Origin of the sequence: Citromicrobium sp. JLT1363 (assembly GCF_000186705.1) — a bacterium.
GTDB lineage: Bacteria > Pseudomonadota > Alphaproteobacteria > Sphingomonadales > Sphingomonadaceae > Alteriqipengyuania.
This window is the reverse complement of sequence record NZ_AEUE01000001.1, coordinates 329862-346347: the sequence shown is the minus strand read 5'-3', so window position 1 is coordinate 346347 and position 16486 is coordinate 329862. Positions and strand designations below refer to the sequence as shown.

Annotated in this window: 13 protein-coding genes and 1 riboswitch; of the genes, 4 read left to right on the top strand and 9 right to left on the bottom strand. The window is 65.8% G+C overall.

All coding sequences use genetic code 11. The annotated features are described in order from the left end of the window. Positions 1–49: 49 nt before the first annotated feature. From gcvPB to ADAD_RS15360, 9 genes are all read right to left on the bottom strand, one after another. The gene (gene gcvPB, locus ADAD_RS0101595; RefSeq protein WP_010408555.1) at positions 50–1651 is read right to left on the bottom strand and encodes an aminomethyl-transferring glycine dehydrogenase subunit GcvPB; all 1602 of its coding nucleotides are present in this window, start codon (positions 1649–1651) and stop codon (positions 50–52) included. Continuing rightward, positions 1648–3015, bottom strand: a complete 1368-nt coding sequence (gene gcvPA / locus ADAD_RS0101590) for an aminomethyl-transferring glycine dehydrogenase subunit GcvPA (RefSeq protein WP_010408552.1) — start codon at positions 3013–3015, stop codon at positions 1648–1650. The genes gcvPB and gcvPA overlap by 4 nt, the downstream gene beginning before the upstream one ends. A gap of 47 nt (positions 3016–3062) precedes the next feature. After that, a complete protein-coding gene (gene gcvH, locus ADAD_RS0101585) occupies positions 3063–3434 on the bottom strand; it encodes a glycine cleavage system protein GcvH (protein WP_010408549.1) in 372 nt (123 codons plus the stop codon). Positions 3435–3438: 4 nt separating this feature from the next. Then, entirely contained in the window at positions 3439–4554 is a 1116-nt protein-coding gene (gene gcvT / locus ADAD_RS0101580; RefSeq protein WP_029139822.1) for a glycine cleavage system aminomethyltransferase GcvT, read from the bottom strand. A gap of 136 nt (positions 4555–4690) precedes the next feature. Then, a riboswitch (glycine riboswitch) is annotated at positions 4691–4787 on the bottom strand. Between the two features lie 55 nt (positions 4788–4842). Further along, complete coding sequence (metH, locus tag ADAD_RS0101575; protein ID WP_010408545.1) at positions 4843–7539, bottom strand: methionine synthase; 2697 nt, start codon at positions 7537–7539, stop codon at positions 4843–4845. Further along, the gene (locus ADAD_RS0101570) at positions 7539–8609 is read right to left on the bottom strand and encodes a homocysteine S-methyltransferase family protein (protein ID WP_029139821.1); all 1071 of its coding nucleotides are present in this window, start codon (positions 8607–8609) and stop codon (positions 7539–7541) included. The genes metH and ADAD_RS0101570 overlap by 1 nt, the downstream gene beginning before the upstream one ends. Further along, positions 8606–9565, bottom strand: coding sequence for a methylenetetrahydrofolate reductase [NAD(P)H] (metF, locus tag ADAD_RS0101565; protein WP_010408541.1), 960 nt, complete (start codon positions 9563–9565; stop codon positions 8606–8608). Before metF ends, ADAD_RS0101570 begins: the two co-directional genes overlap by 4 nt. Further along, positions 9562–10551, bottom strand: coding sequence for an ArsR/SmtB family transcription factor (locus ADAD_RS0101560; RefSeq protein ID WP_010408538.1), 990 nt, complete (start codon positions 10549–10551; stop codon positions 9562–9564). Before ADAD_RS0101560 ends, metF begins: the two co-directional genes overlap by 4 nt. 90 nt (positions 10552–10641) lie before the next feature. Further along, a complete protein-coding gene (locus ADAD_RS15360) occupies positions 10642–11250 on the bottom strand; it encodes a flavin reductase family protein (protein WP_010408537.1) in 609 nt (202 codons plus the stop codon). Positions 11251–11494: 244 nt separating this feature from the next. On the opposite strand from ADAD_RS15360, the gene ADAD_RS0101550 reads away from it, so the two are divergent. The 4 genes from ADAD_RS0101550 to ADAD_RS0101535 all read left to right on the top strand — a co-directional run bounded on the left by ADAD_RS0101550 (position 11495) and on the right by ADAD_RS0101535 (position 16344). Then, on the top strand, positions 11495–12601 hold the full coding sequence (locus ADAD_RS0101550) for an S-(hydroxymethyl)glutathione dehydrogenase/class III alcohol dehydrogenase (protein ID WP_010408535.1): 1107 nt from the start codon (positions 11495–11497) through the stop codon (positions 12599–12601). A 22-nt stretch (positions 12602–12623) separates the two neighbouring features. After that, positions 12624–13004 (top strand): VOC family protein, encoded by a 381-nt coding sequence (locus ADAD_RS0101545; protein ID WP_010408532.1) that lies wholly within the window; start codon positions 12624–12626, stop codon positions 13002–13004. Between the two features lie 4 nt (positions 13005–13008). Next, positions 13009–13848, top strand: coding sequence for an S-formylglutathione hydrolase (fghA, locus tag ADAD_RS0101540; protein WP_010408530.1), 840 nt, complete (start codon positions 13009–13011; stop codon positions 13846–13848). A 315-nt stretch (positions 13849–14163) separates the two neighbouring features. Then, positions 14164–16344, top strand: coding sequence for a bacteriophage N4 adsorption protein B (locus ADAD_RS0101535; RefSeq protein ID WP_010408529.1), 2181 nt, complete (start codon positions 14164–14166; stop codon positions 16342–16344). Positions 16345–16486 lie beyond the last annotated feature (142 nt).

The window sequence follows — 16486 nt, the reverse complement described above, 5'->3', positions numbered from 1 at the left end:
CCCCGGTTGCGAGGAAGGATCATGCCGGGCAGGCGCGCGCGTTACAAGACTACTGCCCGCCGATCTCGCTCGCCACAGGTTTGCCTGCGGGGGCGAGCTCGCCCTCCCACGCCAGCACCGGCTTCCTCGCCGCCTGCGTTTCGTCGAGCCGTCTGCGCGGCGCAAAGTACGGCGCGGCCTTCAGACTATCGTCGCCCGCCTTGGCCCGTTCCGCGACCGAACGCAGCGCGGCGATGAACTGGTCGAGCCCCGCCTTGCTCTCGGTTTCGGTCGGCTCGATCAGCATCGCGCCGTGGACCACCAGCGGGAAGTACATGGTCATCGGATGGAAGCCCTCGTCGATCAGTGCCTTGGCGAGGTCGAGCGTGGAGATATCCTCTGCAAAGCCTTCATCGCCGAACAGCGCCTCGTGCATGCAGGGGCCGCTTTCGCCGTATGGCGCAAGCAGCAGATCGTCGAGCGAACGCAGGATGTAGTTGGCGTTGAGCACCGCATCCTCGGCCACCTGAGCCAGGCCATCCGCCCCGTGGCTGAGCATGTAGGCCAGCGCACGCGTGAACATGCCCATCTGGCCGTGGAACGCGGTCATCCGCCCGAAGGCGTCCGAATGGCCCCATTCACCGGCGTTCTCTTCTTCCACCAGATGCACCGTGCCGTCCTCACCCTTCGCGGTGAAGGGGAGCGGGGCGTAGGGAGAGAGCGCTTCGGACAGAACGACCGGGCCGCTGCCCGGCCCGCCGCCGCCGTGCGGGGTGGAGAAGGTCTTGTGCAGATTGATGTGCATCGCATCCACGCCGAGGTCGCCGGGGCGCACCTTGCCGACGATCGCGTTGAAGTTCGCGCCGTCGCAATAGACGAAGCCGCCCGCCGCGTGGACCGCGTCGGAGATCGCCTTCATGTCCCGCTCGAACAACCCGCAGGTGTTCGGGTTGGTGATCATCACCGCCGCAACGTCCGGTCCGAGGCGTGCCTTCAGCTTTTCCAGATCCACGCGGCCTTCGGCGGTGGCGGGGATATCCTCCACCTCGTAGCCCGCGAAGGCGGCGGTGGCGGGGTTGGTGCCGTGCGCGCTCTCGGGCACCAGCACGACCTTGCGCGCATCGCCGCGCGCTTCGAGCGCGGCGCGGATGCACAGGATCCCGCACAGCTCGCCATGCGCGCCCGCCTTCGGGCTCATCGCGACCGAGTGCATGCCGGTGAGCGTGACCAGCCAGTTGGCCAGTTCGCTGACCACTTCCAGCGCGCCCCGCACGGTATCCGCCGGCTGCAGCGGGTGAACGTCCGCGAAGCCGGGCATGCGCGCCACCTTCTCGTTCAGGCGGGGGTTGTGCTTCATCGTGCAGCTGCCCAGCGGGAAGAGCCCGAGGTCGATCGCATAGTTCTGGCGGCTCAGCCGGGTATAGTGGCGCACCGCTTCGGGCTCCGAGAGACCGGGCAGGCCGATCGTCTCGCTGCGCTCCATCCCGCCGAGGCGGTTGGAGGTATTCTCCGGCACCGGCGGCAGGTCGACGCCGGTTGTGCCGGTCCGCCCGATCTCGAAGATCAGCGGTTCTTCCAGCATCAGCGCGCGGTTGCCGGTGGTGGTGGGGCTGTCGCTGTCGCCGGTTACGGGCGCGCTGGGCTTCCAGCCGGACTTGTTGGGCGCGTTCATGCCAGCACCTCCTTCAGGGCAGCGCAGAGGGCGTCGATATCCTCCTCACTGGTGGTTTCGGTAAGCGTGACGAGCAGCCCGTCCGACAGGTCGTCCGCATCCGGATAGAGGCGACCGAGCGAGACACCCGCGAGGATGCCGTCCTGGGCCAGCTTGCGCACCACTTCGCGCGCATCCTGACCCAGCCGGATCGTGAATTCGTTGAAGAAATGATCGTTCAGCACGGTGACGCCGGGCACCTGCGCCAGCTTGTCCGCCGCGATGCAGGCAAGACGATGGTTCTCCGCCGCCAGCCGCCGCAGCCCTTCCTCGCCCAGCAGCGTCATGTGGACGTTGAAGGCGAGCGCGCACAGGCCGCTATTGGTGCAGATATTGCTGGTCGCCTTCTCGCGCCGGATATGCTGTTCGCGCGTCGAGAGCGTCAGCACGAAGCCACGCTTGCCCTCCGCGTCCACGGTCTCGCCACACAGCCGCCCCGGCATCATGCGCACGTGCTTCTGGTCGCGGACCGCGAACAGCCCGAGGTAAGGCCCGCCGAACTGCAGGCCGACGCCCAGCGCCTGCCCTTCCCCCACCACGATATCCGCGCCCATCTCGCCGGGCGATTTGATCGCACCGAGCGCCACGGGCTCCAGATTGACCGCGATCACCAGCGCGCCCTTGGCGTGCGCGGCCTCGGTGATCTTCTCGAGGTCGCACAGCCGCCCGAGGATGTCGGGGTACTGGACCACGACGCAGGAGGTATCCTCGTCGATCCGGCTCACCAGACCATCGACATCGGGGCTGCCCTGCAAGGTTGGCTGCGCGTCGGCAATCTCGTCCTCGGTGAACTTCGCCATGGTCCGGATGACCTCGGCATAATGCGGGTGCAGCGCGCCCGAGAGGACGACCTTCTTGCGCTTGCCCCGCGCGATCCGCCCCGCCATCGCAATCGCTTCCCAGCACGCGGTCGAGCCGTCGTACATCGAGGCATTGGCCACCGCGCACCCATAGAGCCGCGCGACCTGGCTCTGGAACTCGAACAGCATCTGCAGCGTGCCCTGCGCGATCTCCGGCTGATAGGGCGTGTAGGCCGTCAGGAACTCGCCGCGCTGGATGATGTGATCGACGCTCGCGGGCACGTGGTGGCGATAGGCGCCCGCGCCGAGGAAGAACGGCGCGTCTGCTGCCGCGAGGTTCTTCTTGGAGAGCGCACGCATATGCCGCTCCACCGCCATCTCGCTGGCGTGCATCGGCAGGTCGTGGATCGGGCCGTCGAGCCGCGCCTCTTCGGGCACGTCGACGAACAGGTCGTCGATACTGGACGCACCGATCTTGGCCAGCATTTCGCCACGGTCGGCATCGGTCAGGGGGAGGTAGCGCATAATTTCTCCAGTCACCCCCTCCCCTGAAGGGGAGGGGGCTTGAGGCATCACAGCCCGTCGACGAAACTCTTGTAGGCGGCTTCGTCCATCAGGCCTTCGAGCTCGCTCTCGTCGGCGATGGTCAGCTTGAAGAACCAGCCGTCTTCCTCGGGCGAGGAATTGACCAGAGCGGGGTCGTCTTCGAGCGCGGAGTTCACTTCGATCACCGTGCCGGTGATCGGCGCGTAGACGTCGCTCGCCGCCTTCACGGATTCGACGACCGCCGCGTCCTTGCTCTTCTCAAGCTCGGCGCCTTCCTCGGGCAATTCGACGAACACGATGTCGCCCAGCTGTTCCTGTGCATATTCGGTGATACCGACGGTGGCGGCTTCGCCTTCCACTTCGATCCATTCGTGGTCTTCGGTGTAGTAACGGGACATTTGCTCAACTCCCTCGATAATAGCGATGTGGGACAAAGGGCATTTGCGCGACGCGCGCGGGAAGGCGTTTGCTGCGGACCTGCACTTCGAGCGCGGTGCCGATCTCGGCGCGGCCCGCCTCGACGTAACCCATGGCGATGGGGTGGCCGAGCGTGGGTGAGAAGCCGCCGCTGGTGACGGTACCGACCTGGGTGTCGCCCGCGAAAATCTCCGAACCCTCGCGCGCGGGAAGTCGCCCATCGAGCACGAGGCCGATGCGGGTGCGCTGCGAACCATCGAGCAGCGCGGCGCTGATCCGCTCGTGCCCGTGATAGCCGCCGCTCTCGCGCCGCTTCTTGCTCAGCGCGAAGGTCAGGTCGGCACTGACGGGGTCGATCTCGGCGGTCAGGTCGTGCCCGTAGAGCGGCAGGCCCGCTTCGAGGCGCAGCGAATCGCGCGCGCCCAGCCCGATCGGCTTCACGCGCTTGTCTTCCACCAGCGCGGTGGCGAGCTTCTCGGCATGTTCGGCGGGGACCGAAATCTCGAACCCGTCCTCACCGGTATAGCCCGCGCGGCTGATCCACAGCGGCACGCCGTTCCAGTCGTAATAGCCTGCGGTCATGAACACGAGTTCGGCGGCGCCCGGCACCAGTTCGCCCAGTGCATCGACCGCTTCGGGACCCTGCAGTGCCAGCAGCGCCTGCTCGTCATGATGGGTCAGAGTGATCTCGTCGGGCAGGTGTTCGCGCAGGAACGCGATATCGTCCCACTTGCACGCGCCGTTGACCACCAGCGCGATATGCTCGCCCGTATTGGTGATCATCAGATCGTCGAGGATGCCGCCATCTTCCGCCAGCAGCAGCGAATAGCGCATCTTGCCGGGCTTGAGGCTGGAGACGAGGCCGGGGACCAGCGCTTCCAGCGCTTGCGCCGCACCGTCGCCGGAGAGCGTCAGCTGGCCCATGTGGCTCACGTCGAACAGGCCCGCGTGGGCGCGCGTCCAGTCGTGTTCCGCCACGATCCCTTCATACTGGATCGGCATTTCATAGCCCGCGAAAGGAACCATGCGCGCGCCATGGGCGCGATGCCACGCATCGAGGGCCAGGGTTTCGGGCGGAGTTTCGGTCTCTTCTTCGCTCATCATTCAATATCCGACAGTCGCGGGAAGACGCGCGGTATCGCGCATCCTTGCCGCCAGCCCCCTCTGTCGGAAAACCTGAGAGCGTACCCCTTCGGTGGCCTGCCTTGTCGGGCGAGGCGCTTTCCAGAGTGTCCGTTCGGCGCGCGCGGTTCGTCGTGCCTGAGAGTTTCCGGGGCGGTTGCTCCTTCGGCGCCGCCGGCTTGCAGGCCGGCGGGCTCTCCCGCGCGCTCCGCCGCAGAATCGCTTCTGCGGAGAACAGTGTTCGTGTGCGTCATCTGCTGCAGTGCGTCAATCCAGATTGGGCCGCAGCCAGCGTTCGGCGGTGTCGATATCCACGTCCCTGCGCTTCGCGTAATCCTCCAGCTGGTCGCGGCCGATGGTCGCGACGCCGAAATAGGCGCTTTCGGGATGCCCGAAATAAAGGCCGCTGACGGCGGAGGTGGGCCACATGGCGAAGCTCTCCGTCAGGGAAAGGCCCGTGTTCTCTTCCGCGTCCAGCATGTCGAACAGGATCGGCTTCAAGGAATGGTCGGGGCATGCCGGATAGCCCGGAGCGGGCCGGATGCCGCGATACTGCTCCTTGATAAGCGCTTCGTTGGTGAACTGTTCGTCCGGGGCGTAGCCCCACAGTTCCTTGCGCACCTTCTCGTGCAGCGCCTCGGCGAAGGCTTCCGCGAAGCGATCCGCCAGCGCCTTGAGCAGAATGTCCGAATAATCGTCCTTGGCTTCCTGGAAGCGCTTGGACGGTTCGTCGATACCATGGATGCCGACCGCAAAGCCGCCGACCCAGTCGCCCGCCGGATCGACGAAATCGGCCAGGCACATGTTCGGGCGTTCCCGGCTCTTCTGCACCTGCTGGCGCAGCATGGGGAGGCGCGCGCTGCGTTCGTTCGTGCGGTCGAGATCGGGGATCGCGCCGTCCTCGTAATGGCCGCCATCCTTGCTCACGACGTCGTGCACGTGCCGGTGATGGATCACCAGATCGTCGCCATCGCGGTGGCACGGCCACAGGCCCGCAACGCCGCGCGCCCTGAGCCAGTTTTCCTCGACGATCGTGTCGAGCATGGCCTGCGCGTCGTCCCACAGGCTGCGCGCGGTTTCCCCCACGGTCTCGTCTTCCAGGATCGCGGGATAGTTGCCGTGCAGCTCCCACGCGCGGAAGAAGGGCGTCCAGTCGATATACCTGCGCAGATCGGCAATCGACCAGTCGTCGAACACATGCAGGCCCGGCTTGATGGGCGCGCGCGGTTTCTCGGAAAAGTCGATCGGCGCCGCATTCTCGCGCGCTTCCCTGATCGGCAGCAGCTTGCTGGGCCCCTTGCCCGCGCGTTTTTCACGCACGGTGTGGTATTCTTCAGCCGTATCGCTGACGAAGGCATCGCGCTGCGTGTCGGACAGCAGGCGACTGGCGACTCCGACCGCACGGCTCGCATCGAGCACGTGGATCACCGGCCCGTCATAGGCCTGGTCGATCTTGAGCGCAGTGTGCACCTTGCTGGTGGTCGCGCCGCCGATCAGCAGCGGAATGTCCATCCCCGCGTCCTGCATTTCCTCGGCCACGGTCACCATCTCGTCCAGCGAGGGGGTGATCAGGCCCGACAGGCCGATGATGTCGGCATCGTTCTCGTTGGCGGCCTTCAGGATGTCGCTCCACGGCACCATCACGCCAAGATCGATGACTTCGTAGCCATTGCACTGGAGCACGACGCCGACGATGTTCTTGCCGATATCGTGCACGTCGCCCTTCACGGTCGCCATCACGATCTTGCCCTTGGCCTTGGCGTTCTCGTCCTTTTCCTCCTCGATGAAGGGGAACAGGTAGCCCACGGCCTTCTTCATCACGCGGGCGGACTTGACCACCTGCGGCAGGAACATCTTGCCCGATCCGAACAGGTCGCCGACCACGTTCATCCCGTCCATCAGCGGGCCTTCGATCACCTCGATCGGACGCCCGCCGCGTTCGGCGGTGGCGGCGCGCATTTCCTCGGTATCGTCGATGATATGCGCGTCGATGCCCTTGACCAGCGCGTGCTCCAGCCGCTTCTCGACCGGCCAGCCGCGCCATTCGGCGGCTTCCTTTTCCGCCTTCTTGTCCTTGCCCTTGTAGCTTTCGGCGAGCGCGATCAGCTTCTCGGTCGCGGTCTCGTCGCCTTCCACCTCGCGGTTGAGGATAACGTCCTCGCACGCGTCGCGCAGTTCGGGATCAATATCGTCGTAGACGTCCAGCTGGCCTGCATTGACGATGGCCATGTCGAAGCCGAGCGGGATGGCGTGGTACAGGAAGACCGAGTGCATCGCCCGGCGCACGATCTCGTTGCCGCGAAAACTGAAGGACAGGTTGGAAAGGCCGCCGCTGGTCTTGGCGTGCGGGCAGTTTTCCTTGATCTCCTTCACCGCCTCCAGGAAGTCGAGGCCGTAGCGATCATGCTCCTCGATCCCCGTCGCCACAGCGAAGATATTGGGATCGAAGATGATGTCTTCGGGCGGGAAGCCGATCCCCGTCAGCAGCTTGTAGGCGCGGGTGCAGATTTCGACCTTGCGCTCCTTGGTGTCCGCCTGGCCGACCTCGTCGAAGGCCATCACCACCGCGGCGGCGCCGTAATCCATGCACCTGCGCGCATGATCGAGGAATTCCTCCTCGCCTTCCTTCATGCTGATCGAATTGACGATCGGCTTGCCGGACACGCACTGCAGCCCCGCTTCGATCACCTCCCACTTGGAGCTGTCGACCATGATCGGCACACGCGCGATATCGGGCTCTGCGGTGATCAGCTTGAGGAACGTGGTCATCGCCTCGACCGCGTCGAGCAGGCCTTCGTCCATGTTCACGTCGATCACCTGCGCGCCGTTCTCCACCTGCTGGCGCGCAACTTCCACGGCGGCGGTGTAATCGCCGTTCATGATGAGCTTCTTGAACCGGGCGGACCCGGTCACATTCGTACGCTCGCCGATATTGACGAAGCTGGCTGTGGCTTGATCTGTCATCAGGCTGCAATCTCAAAGGGTTCGAGGCCGGCCAGCCGCATGGCGGGCTTCGCTTCGGCCAGAGTGCGCGGGGCAAGACCATCGACGGCCCTGGCCATCGCGGCGATATGTTCGGGGGTGGAGCCGCAGCATCCGCCAAGAATGTTCACGTTGCCGTTGGTCGCCCATTTGGAAACGAGTTCCGCCGTCGTTTCGGGCGCCTCGTCGTATTCGCCCAGCTCGTTGGGCAGGCCCGCGTTGGGATAGACCATCACCAGCGTATCGGCGAGCTTGGCCAGAAGCTGCACATGCGGGCGCAACTGCTCCGCACCGAAGCTGCAATTGAGCCCGATGGTGACGGGCTTGGCGTGGCGCACCGAATGCCAGAACGCCTCCACCGTGTGGCCCGAAAGATTGCGGCCCGAAAGATCGGTCAGCGTCATGGACATCATGATCGGCACCTCATGGCCGACCTCGCGCTCCAGCTTCTTCACCGCGAAGATGCCGGCCTTGGCGTTGAGCGTATCGAACACGGTCTCGATCAGGATGAAGTCCGCCCCGCCCTTGACCAGCGCGGCGGCCTGTTCGTGGTAGACGTCCACCAGATGATCGAAGGTGATCTCGCGGTAGCCCGGGTCTTCCACATCCGGGCTGAGCGAGAGCGTCTTGTTGGTCGGACCGATGGCCCCGGCAACGAAGCGCGGGCGCCCGTCCTTCCCGGCATATTCCTGCGCCAGTTCGCACGCGATGCGCGCGGATTCGACATTGATCGCCTCTACCTTGTCTTCCGCGTTGTAATCCGCCTGGCTGATGCGGTTGGCGGAGAAGGTGTTGGTGGCGACGATATCCGAACCGGCGTCGAAATAGGCGCGGGTAATGTCCTCGATCACGTCAGGCCGGGTCAGCGCCAGAATGTCGTTATTGCCCTTCTGGTCCGCCGTCAGGCCCAGATCGCCCGCGTAGTCCTTTTCTTCCAGCTTGCGGTTCTGGATCTGCGTGCCGAAGGCGCCGTCGGAGATCAGGATGCGCTTGGCCGCTTCGGCCATCAGTCTTTCGCGGGCGCCCTCGCCCCTGGTGCTAGCGTCGGTCATTGGCCGGTCTCCTGGCCGCCCTTCGGCCGCATCCCCAGCAGGTGGCAAATGGAATAGGCCAGATCGGCGCGGTTGAGCGTGTAGAAGTGGTAGTGGCGGATGCCGCCGGCGTAGAGGCGGCGGCACATCTCGCCCGCCACTGTCGCGGCGACGAGCTTGCGCGCGGAAGGCCGGTCGTCCAGCCCTTCGAACAGGTCATCCATCCAGTCCGGGAACTCGGCCCCGTTCTGCCCGGCGAAAAGGCGCGCCTTGGCGACGTTGGTGATCGGCAGGATGCCCGGCACGATCGGCACGTCGATCCCCGCCTTGTCGGTCTTTTCGAGGTAATCGAAGAAGGTGTTGGGCGAGAAGAAGAACTGGGTGATCGCGCGGCTGGCGCCTGCATCGATCTTGCGCTTCAGATAGTCGATCTCCGTCTGCTGGTCCTGCGCATCGGGGTGCATCTCCGGATAGGCGCTGACCGAGATTTCGAAATCGGCCACTTCCTTCAGCCCGTGAACCAGCTCTTCGGCGCTGTTATAACCCTCCGGATGCGGCTCGAACGGGCCGAGGGTGCCGTCTTCCTGCGGCATGTCGCCCCGCAGCGCGACGATGTGGCGCACGCCCGCTTCCCAGTACTTTTCGGCAATGCGCTGCGTTTCCTTCTTCGAGGCGTTGACGCAGGTGAGGTGCGCGGCGGCGGGCAGACCCGCCTCGGCGATGATCCGCTCCACCGTCTTGTGCGTGCGCTCGCGCGTGGAGCCGCCCGCGCCATAGGTGACCGAGACGAAATGGGGATCGAGCGGCTTCAATTCCTGCACCGCGTTCCACAGCGATTCCTCCATCTTCTCGTTCTTGGGCGGGAAGAATTCGAAACTGGCGTCGATATCGCCCGGCAGGCCGCTGAACAGCGGATCGTCCTTGGCGCGGGTCTCTTCACGAGCGGGATCGAGCGCGGGAGTGGGTTGGGCCGTCATCGTGCCGCCTTTCGCTTGGTGTCGCGGGTGCCGAGCGCATCGACGCGCCGTGCCACCCAGATTTTTACGGTAAGGGTTTCGCCCTCGAGCGCGCGCGGAGGCTCGGGCATGAAACCGATCTGTTCCAGCGCACTGGCAATGTGGTCGTCCTCGAAGCCCAGCCGCGCATGCTGATAGCGCTCGCGCAGCTCCTCGTGCCCGTGCGCGGCGAAATCGACGATCGCCAGGCGCCCACCCGGGCGCAGCACGCGCGCCGCTTCGCGCAGGGGCACCAGCAGATCGACCGCGTAGTGCAGCACCTGGTGGAACAGCACGGTGTCGAAGGAACCGGCGTCGAACGGCAGGGCGTGGAAATCGCCCTGGACCAGTTCGATGCGGTCGGCCGGCAGGTTCTGCAGCTTGGCCCGCGCAACCCGGAGCATTTCGAGGCTCTTGTCGAGCGCGACGACACGTTCGGCATCGGCCCCGAACAGTTCGGCCATCCGGCCCGTACCGGTTCCGATATCGAGCATTTCGCCCAGCGGCTCGTGGTCGAGAGCGCTTCCGAGCGCGGCCTCCACCTGCTCGTCGGGGCTGTGGCGGCGGCGCAGGTCGTCCCATTCGCCCGCATGGCTCTCGAACCAGTCTGCGGCCTTGTCTTCGCGCGCGGTGCGAATCGCCGAAAGCTGGCGCCGGTCCTCTTCGCACTGTTCCGCGAACTCGGCGTCTTCCTGCTCGGCGATGGCAAGGAACCGGGCGACCGCCCCCGTCAGCGGAGAGGCGCCGGCCCCCGAAGGCGCGGCGCGCAGATAGATCCAGCTGCCCTCCCGCCGGCGCAGCGCCAGCCCGGCATCGCACAGGATAGACGCATGGCGCGAAACGCGCGGCTGGCTTTGCTGCAGCACCTGCGAAAGCTCGCCCACGGCGAGCTCCATGGTGCCCAGCAGACGCATGATCCGCAGCCGTGTGTTGTCGCCGAGCGCGCGAAGGATGGCTTCGGTCCGCATGAACCGGGACATATAAAGATATTTTTATATCTACAAGTCTTGCGGGCCCCGTGGGCGCAGACGGACGATGAAGCGAGACTGCGGCCCCGTTCAGCCGCCCTCGATCTGCCGCAGCAGCCGGAGCTGGGAATGGCCCGCCTTGCTCAGCCGCCAGCTCTCCCCGTCGTGCAGGACCAGCCCGTCGGCCACCAGTTGCGCCTTTTGCGCGTCGCTGGCGTTGTCCCCTTCGGGCATCACGCGTCCGTAGCGGCCGCCGTGATAGATCAGCGGCTCCGCCGGGGTGCGTTCGAAATCGACGACTTCGCCCAGGAAAATCGCGTGGTCTCCGCCTTCGTATTCGAAACGCGCCGTACACCCGAAGCGCGCGGCACAGCCTTCGAGGCGGGGCGCGCCTTCGGGCCCGTCGCCGCAATCGAGGCCGCCGAACTTGTCCGCGCCCCGGCTGGCGAAGCGGTTGGAAAGGTCCTGCTGGTCGGCCGCCAGGATATGCACCGCCCAGGCCCTGGCGGTGCGGAACACCGGCAGGTTGCGGCTGCCGAGCGAGAGGCTCCACAAGACCATCGGCGGGTCGAGCGAGACGGAATTGAAGCTGTTGGCGGTCAGCCCGGTCGGCTCGCCCTCGGCATCATAGGCGGTCACGATGGTGACGCCGGTCACGAAGGTGCCGAGCGCATCGCGGAAGGCGGATTGATCGATCACGGATGGAGCGAGTAGGCAGGCTGGCGAACAAGCGCAAGCCACTCGATGAGCGGCTCCGACAGAAGACCGCGCGATCAGCGGGCACGCGCCCGGCCCACCTGTCCACCGATTCTCGCCCACCTGCCTCGGTTCGCCGCCCGCGCACTTTGACTGCGGCCGCACGGTGGCTAAAGCGGTCCGCGAAAGAAACTCGCGTATCCTCTGGCAACGCGTGCCGATCCAGAAACAAGGACAAGACCGCCCTATGAAAACCCGCGCCGCCGTCGCTTTCGAAGCCAAGAAGCCGCTCGAGATCGTGGAGCTGGATCTCGAAGGCCCCAAGGCGGGCGAGGTGCTGATCGAGATCAAGGCGACCGGCATCTGCCATACCGACGCCTACACGCTCGACGGGCTGGATAGCGAAGGCCTGTTTCCCAGCGTGCTCGGCCATGAAGGTGCGGGAATCGTGCGCGAGGTCGGCGCAGGCGTTACCAGCGTGAAGGAAGGCGATCACGTGATCCCGCTCTACACGCCCGAATGCCGCCAGTGCAAAATGTGCCTCAGCGGCAAGACCAACCTGTGCAGCGCGATCCGCGAGACGCAGGGCAAGGGCCTGATGCCCGACGGCACGACGCGGTTCTCCTACCAGGGCAAGCCGATCTACCACTACATGGGCTGCTCCACTTTCTCGAACTTCACCGTCCTGCCCGAAATCGCGGTCGCCAAGATCCGCGAGGACGCGCCGTTCCACACCAGCTGCTATATCGGCTGCGGCGTGACGACGGGCGTCGGCGCGGTGGTCAACACCGCGGATGTGCGCCCGGGCGACAATGTGGTGGTGTTCGGCCTCGGCGGGATCGGCCTCAACGTCATCCAGGGCGCGCGCATGGCGGGTGCGGACCGGATCGTGGGCGTCGACATCAATCCCGAGAAGAAGTCCTACGCCGAACATTTCGGGATGACCGACTTCGTCAACCCGAAGGACGTCGACGACGTGGTCGCCCATCTGGTCCAGATGCTCGATGGCGGGGCGGACTACTCCTTCGATTGCACCGGCAATACCGATGTGATGCGCCAGGCGCTCGAATGCTGTCACAAGGGCTGGGGCACCAGCATCATCATCGGCGTGGCCGAAGCGGGCAAGACGATCGAGACGCGTCCCTTCCAGCTGGTGACGGGCCGCAACTGGCGCGGCACCGCGTTCGGCGGCGCAAAGGGCCGGACCGACGTGCCCAAGATCGTCGACTGGTACATGGACGGCAAGATCCAGATCGACCCGATGATTACCCACGTGCTGAAGCTGGAAGAGATCAACAAGGGCTTCGACCTGATGCATGCGGGCGAGAGCATCCGCAGCGTCGTCGTCTACTAAGAACACATAGGGAGAGAGAAAAATGTTCAGCCACGTGATGCTCGGCGCCGACGATATCGACGCTTCGAAGAAGTTCTACGACGCCTGCTTCAAGGCGCTCGGCGGGCGCGAAGGCTCGGTCGATCCCAAGGGGCGTGTGATTTACATGCACAATGGCGGGGTTTTCCTGCTCACCAAGCCGATCGACGGCCAGCCCGCGAGCTGCGGCAATGGCTCCACCATCGGCTTCGCCGCCTCCAGCGAGGAAATGGCGGATGCCTGGCACGAAGCGGGCGCGGCCAATGGCGGCACGCCGATCGAAGACCCGCCCGGCATGCGCGAAGGCGCGGGCATGAAGCTCTACCTCGCCTACCTGCGCGATCCGGCCGGCAACAAGGTCTGCGCGATGTATCGTCCGGGGTAACGGCGTGACGACAGAGACCCTTTCCGAGAACAAGGCCTTCGGCGGCACGCAGGGCGTCTATCGCCATGCATCGCGCGCGACGGGCACCGACATGACCTTTTCGGTGTTCGTGCCGCCACAGGCGGAGCACGGTCCCTGCCCGGTGCTCTGGTATCTCTCCGGCCTGACCTGCACCCACGCGAACGTCACCGAAAAGGGCGAGTACCGCGCTGCCTGTGCGCAGCACGGCATCGTTTTCGTCGCGCCCGACACCAGCCCGCGCGGAGAAGGCGTGGCGGACGAGGACAGCTACGACATGGGCCAGGGTGCGGGCTTCTACGTCGATGCGACGCAAGAGCCGTGGACCCCGCACTTCATGATGCGCAGCTATATCGAGGAGGAGCTGCCCGCTCTGATTGCCGGGCAATTCCCGGTCGACATGGCACGGCAGGGCATCACCGGGCACTCGATGGGCGGGCACGGTGCGCTCACGATCGGGCTGCGCAATTCGGGCACCTACCGCAGCATCAGCGCCTTTGCGCCCATCGCCAGCCCGCTGAACTGCCCGTGGGGGGAGAAGGCGCTCTCCGGCTATCTCGGCGATGATCGCGCCGCGTGGCGCGACTACGACGCATGCGCGCTGATCGAGGATGGCGCCCGCGCCCCGGGGCTGCTGGTGGATCAGGGCACGGCAGACCAGTTCCTGGAAGAACAGCTGAAGCCCGAACTGCTGGAAGCGGCGTGCAGCAAGGCGGATATCCCGCTGACGCTGAACCTGCGAGCGGGATACGATCACAGCTACTATTTCATCTCCAGCTTCATGGCCGACCATGTGGCCTGGCACGCCGAGCGGCTGAAGGCCTGAGACGCCACGCGTCTGCCGGACCGACCGGCCCCGTCCCGCACAGCGAATCGGGAAGGGGTATCATGCCGATTCGCCGCCCGAGAATTCGATTTGGGCCGCCCGCGCAAGACAACTGCACGCTTGACTTCGAAGAATTGCGTCGCTCCGGGCGCGCCCTTTTCTTGCCTTATTTCCGCCAACGACTCGCCGGAACCGCGTCGATTCATCGATGAAGCGCAACGCCTCACCGAACCTTGACACATTTACGCCTTAATCTGGCAGACAGAAACCGCCCTGCACCACCGCCAAGGAAGATTGGCAAAAGGTACACGGACAATGGAAAACGCGGTTCTGTTTCTATGGGACAGCTGGACGATCCTGGGGCGCGTCGTCGCTTTCCTGGCGATCATCGTCTTCGCGCTCGGCTGTGAGAGCATCGCCATAAAGCTGGCGGCGGATTTCCAGCGCTGGCGCCATCGCCGCAGCGAACCGACGATCGAGATGATCGAGCGCAAGAGGGAGGATTGCGCCGCGATCCTGATCCCGATCACCGCCCCCGCCCCGCTTGCCGGAGCCATGCTGGCGAGGATCGGGCGAACGCTCGATTACGAGAATTACGTGATCTTCGTCGGCGTGCGTACGCATGACGAACAGACCCTCGCCGTCGTCCAGCGTGCAGCGCGTCGGGACAGCAAGGTGAAACTATGCCTGCTGGAGGCGCGCGATACTGTGTCGGAAGGGCGTGTTCTCAACGCGATGTTCGCCGCCGCGCGGCAGTTCGAACATGCGCATGACGCCGACTTTCGGACCTATTTCCTGCAGGGCGCCGAAACCACGATCCACCCCCTCACGCTCAAGCTGGTCAACTGGCACTGCGAACTCGCCAGCGTGGTCCAGCTGCCCCTGCTCACCGCCCCGCGCGTCAGCCTGCCGACGATCCTCGGAGGCGGCATCGACGATCTGGGCGAGCAGCGCGCGCGCGAGCTGCAGCTGCGTTCGCGCGTTGTGCACCACCTGCCGGTCGGCACTATGGGCCTGGCGCTGCGGCGCGATGCGCTCTGGACGCTGGGCCATCATGGCGAGATGTTCGACACGCGCAGCGAAAGCCCGGTGTTCGACGCCGTGCGACGGCTGAACGAACGCGGGCACCTTTCCACCTTCGTCTGGCAGCACGACCGGGGAGGGAGGGTAATTGCCGCAGAGGCCCTGGCGCCGCGTACCTATGGCGAAGCGGTCGGCGCCAAAGCCGCGCGACTCTCATCCCGCGCACTGTCCGGCTGGCAGCCGCTGCCCGGCAATCAGGCCGGCCTCTGGGCGCAGTATTTCAGCTATCGCGACCGGCGGATCGTGCCGGTGGCAGCCACCCTCGGCCTCGTGGCACTTACGGCATTGGCGGCGGGCGCCCTCCTGCTTGCCGGGCAGGCGACTCCCGGGTTCGAAAGCATGCCTGCCCTCATCGAGGCACCGTGGGTCTTCGCCCTGCTGGCGACGAACGCTGCGCTAGCAGTGGCGGCTCTGGTCGAACGGGTCATCCTGACCGCGAAGACGCGCGGGCTCGTCGCCGCAGCCATACTGCCCGTGAGCCTTGCAGTTGCCGCGCTCGTGACCACCCACGCCGTGCTGCGCGCCTCGCGCACGGGCAACGGGAAGCGGACTGAGAATTGCGACCCGGAAAAAGGCGGCGCCAAGCCTTCGCGGCCCGGCTCCGCCCTTACGCTGGGCAAGACCAGGATTACCGATATCCTCGTCCACTCGGGCGCCCTGACACCGGAGGACGCGAAGGCCGCACATGCCTACGCCAGCCGCACGGGGCGGCGGCTTTCGCTCGCCCTGCAGGACCTGCGGCTGGCCGACCCGGCGACCATCGCCAAGGCGCTGGGCGAAAAGCTGGGGCTGGAATTCGCGCATCTCGACGGCCCGCTGGACAGCCATAACTCGGTCTTTCTCTCGCGGCACGAGGCGGAACGCTTCTCCGCCTTCGCGCAGCGGGCGGAAGATGGCAGCGTGCAGGTGTACGTCGGCGAAGACTACGCCCCGCGCGAATGGCGCGCGCTCAGAGCTGCCCTGCGGCGCGCCGGAGTTTCCCGGCCGTGCTTCAGGATCGCCCCGCTGGGAGAGATTGCCTACGCGATCCGCTTTGCCGGAACCGCGCAGGAAATGGCAATCGAGCAGGCGATTGCGGTCAGCCTGATGGACGGCCCGATCATCGAAGGCACGGATCGCGCCATTCGCCGCCAGTTGCGCAGCCCCTATCGCAGGCTGGAAGATCTGCTGGTGGAGCGCGGGCTGATCGCTCCGCGGCGGATGCGGATGGTGCGGCGGCGGATCGGGATCGGGGGGCCGGGGCTGGAGGAGGCCGTCTGCAGGGACCGGCGCATACCGCCCTTCACGCTCGCGCAGACGGTGCGCGAATTCAACGAGTGGCGCCCCGCCATCGCGCTGCCGACCGCGCCTGCTCCGATCGCGCGTTGCGATGCCCGCAGGCGCGTGCCGGTCGATCCCCGTCTCGCCGCGTGATTGCGGCAGACAGCGCGCCTGTCCGGACTGGACGGTCAGCGCCCGGTGAGGGCGTGAGGGGCGCGATTTGATGCTGGGCAATCCGTGGCCGCCGCAGACGACAGGGACCGGCCTGCCGGGCACCGATCGGCTGCACTCGATC

Excerpts from the sequence above, each read along its gene's own strand:
- gcvPB (WP_010408555.1), bottom strand. The coding sequence starts at position 1,651 with ATGAACGCGCCCAACAAGTCCGGCTGGAAGCCCAGCGCGCCCGTAACC.
- gcvPA (WP_010408552.1), bottom strand. The coding sequence starts at position 3,015 with ATGCGCTACCTCCCCCTGACCGATGCCGACCGTGGCGAAATGCTGGCC.
- gcvH (WP_010408549.1), bottom strand. The coding sequence starts at position 3,434 with ATGTCCCGTTACTACACCGAAGACCACGAATGGATCGAAGTGGAAGGC.
- gcvT (WP_029139822.1), bottom strand. The coding sequence starts at position 4,554 with ATGAGCGAAGAAGAGACCGAAACTCCGCCCGAAACCCTGGCCCTCGAT.
- metH (WP_010408545.1), bottom strand. The coding sequence starts at position 7,539 with ATGACAGATCAAGCCACAGCCAGCTTCGTCAATATCGGCGAGCGTACG.
- ADAD_RS0101570 (WP_029139821.1), bottom strand. The coding sequence starts at position 8,609 with ATGACCGACGCTAGCACCAGGGGCGAGGGCGCCCGCGAAAGACTGATG.
- metF (WP_010408541.1), bottom strand. The coding sequence starts at position 9,565 with ATGACGGCCCAACCCACTCCCGCGCTCGATCCCGCTCGTGAAGAGACC.
- ADAD_RS0101560 (WP_010408538.1), bottom strand. The coding sequence starts at position 10,551 with ATGCGGACCGAAGCCATCCTTCGCGCGCTCGGCGACAACACACGGCTG.
- ADAD_RS0101550 (WP_010408535.1), top strand. The coding sequence starts at position 11,495 with ATGAAAACCCGCGCCGCCGTCGCTTTCGAAGCCAAGAAGCCGCTCGAG.
- ADAD_RS0101545 (WP_010408532.1), top strand. The coding sequence starts at position 12,624 with ATGTTCAGCCACGTGATGCTCGGCGCCGACGATATCGACGCTTCGAAG.
- ADAD_RS0101535 (WP_010408529.1), top strand. The coding sequence starts at position 14,164 with ATGGAAAACGCGGTTCTGTTTCTATGGGACAGCTGGACGATCCTGGGG.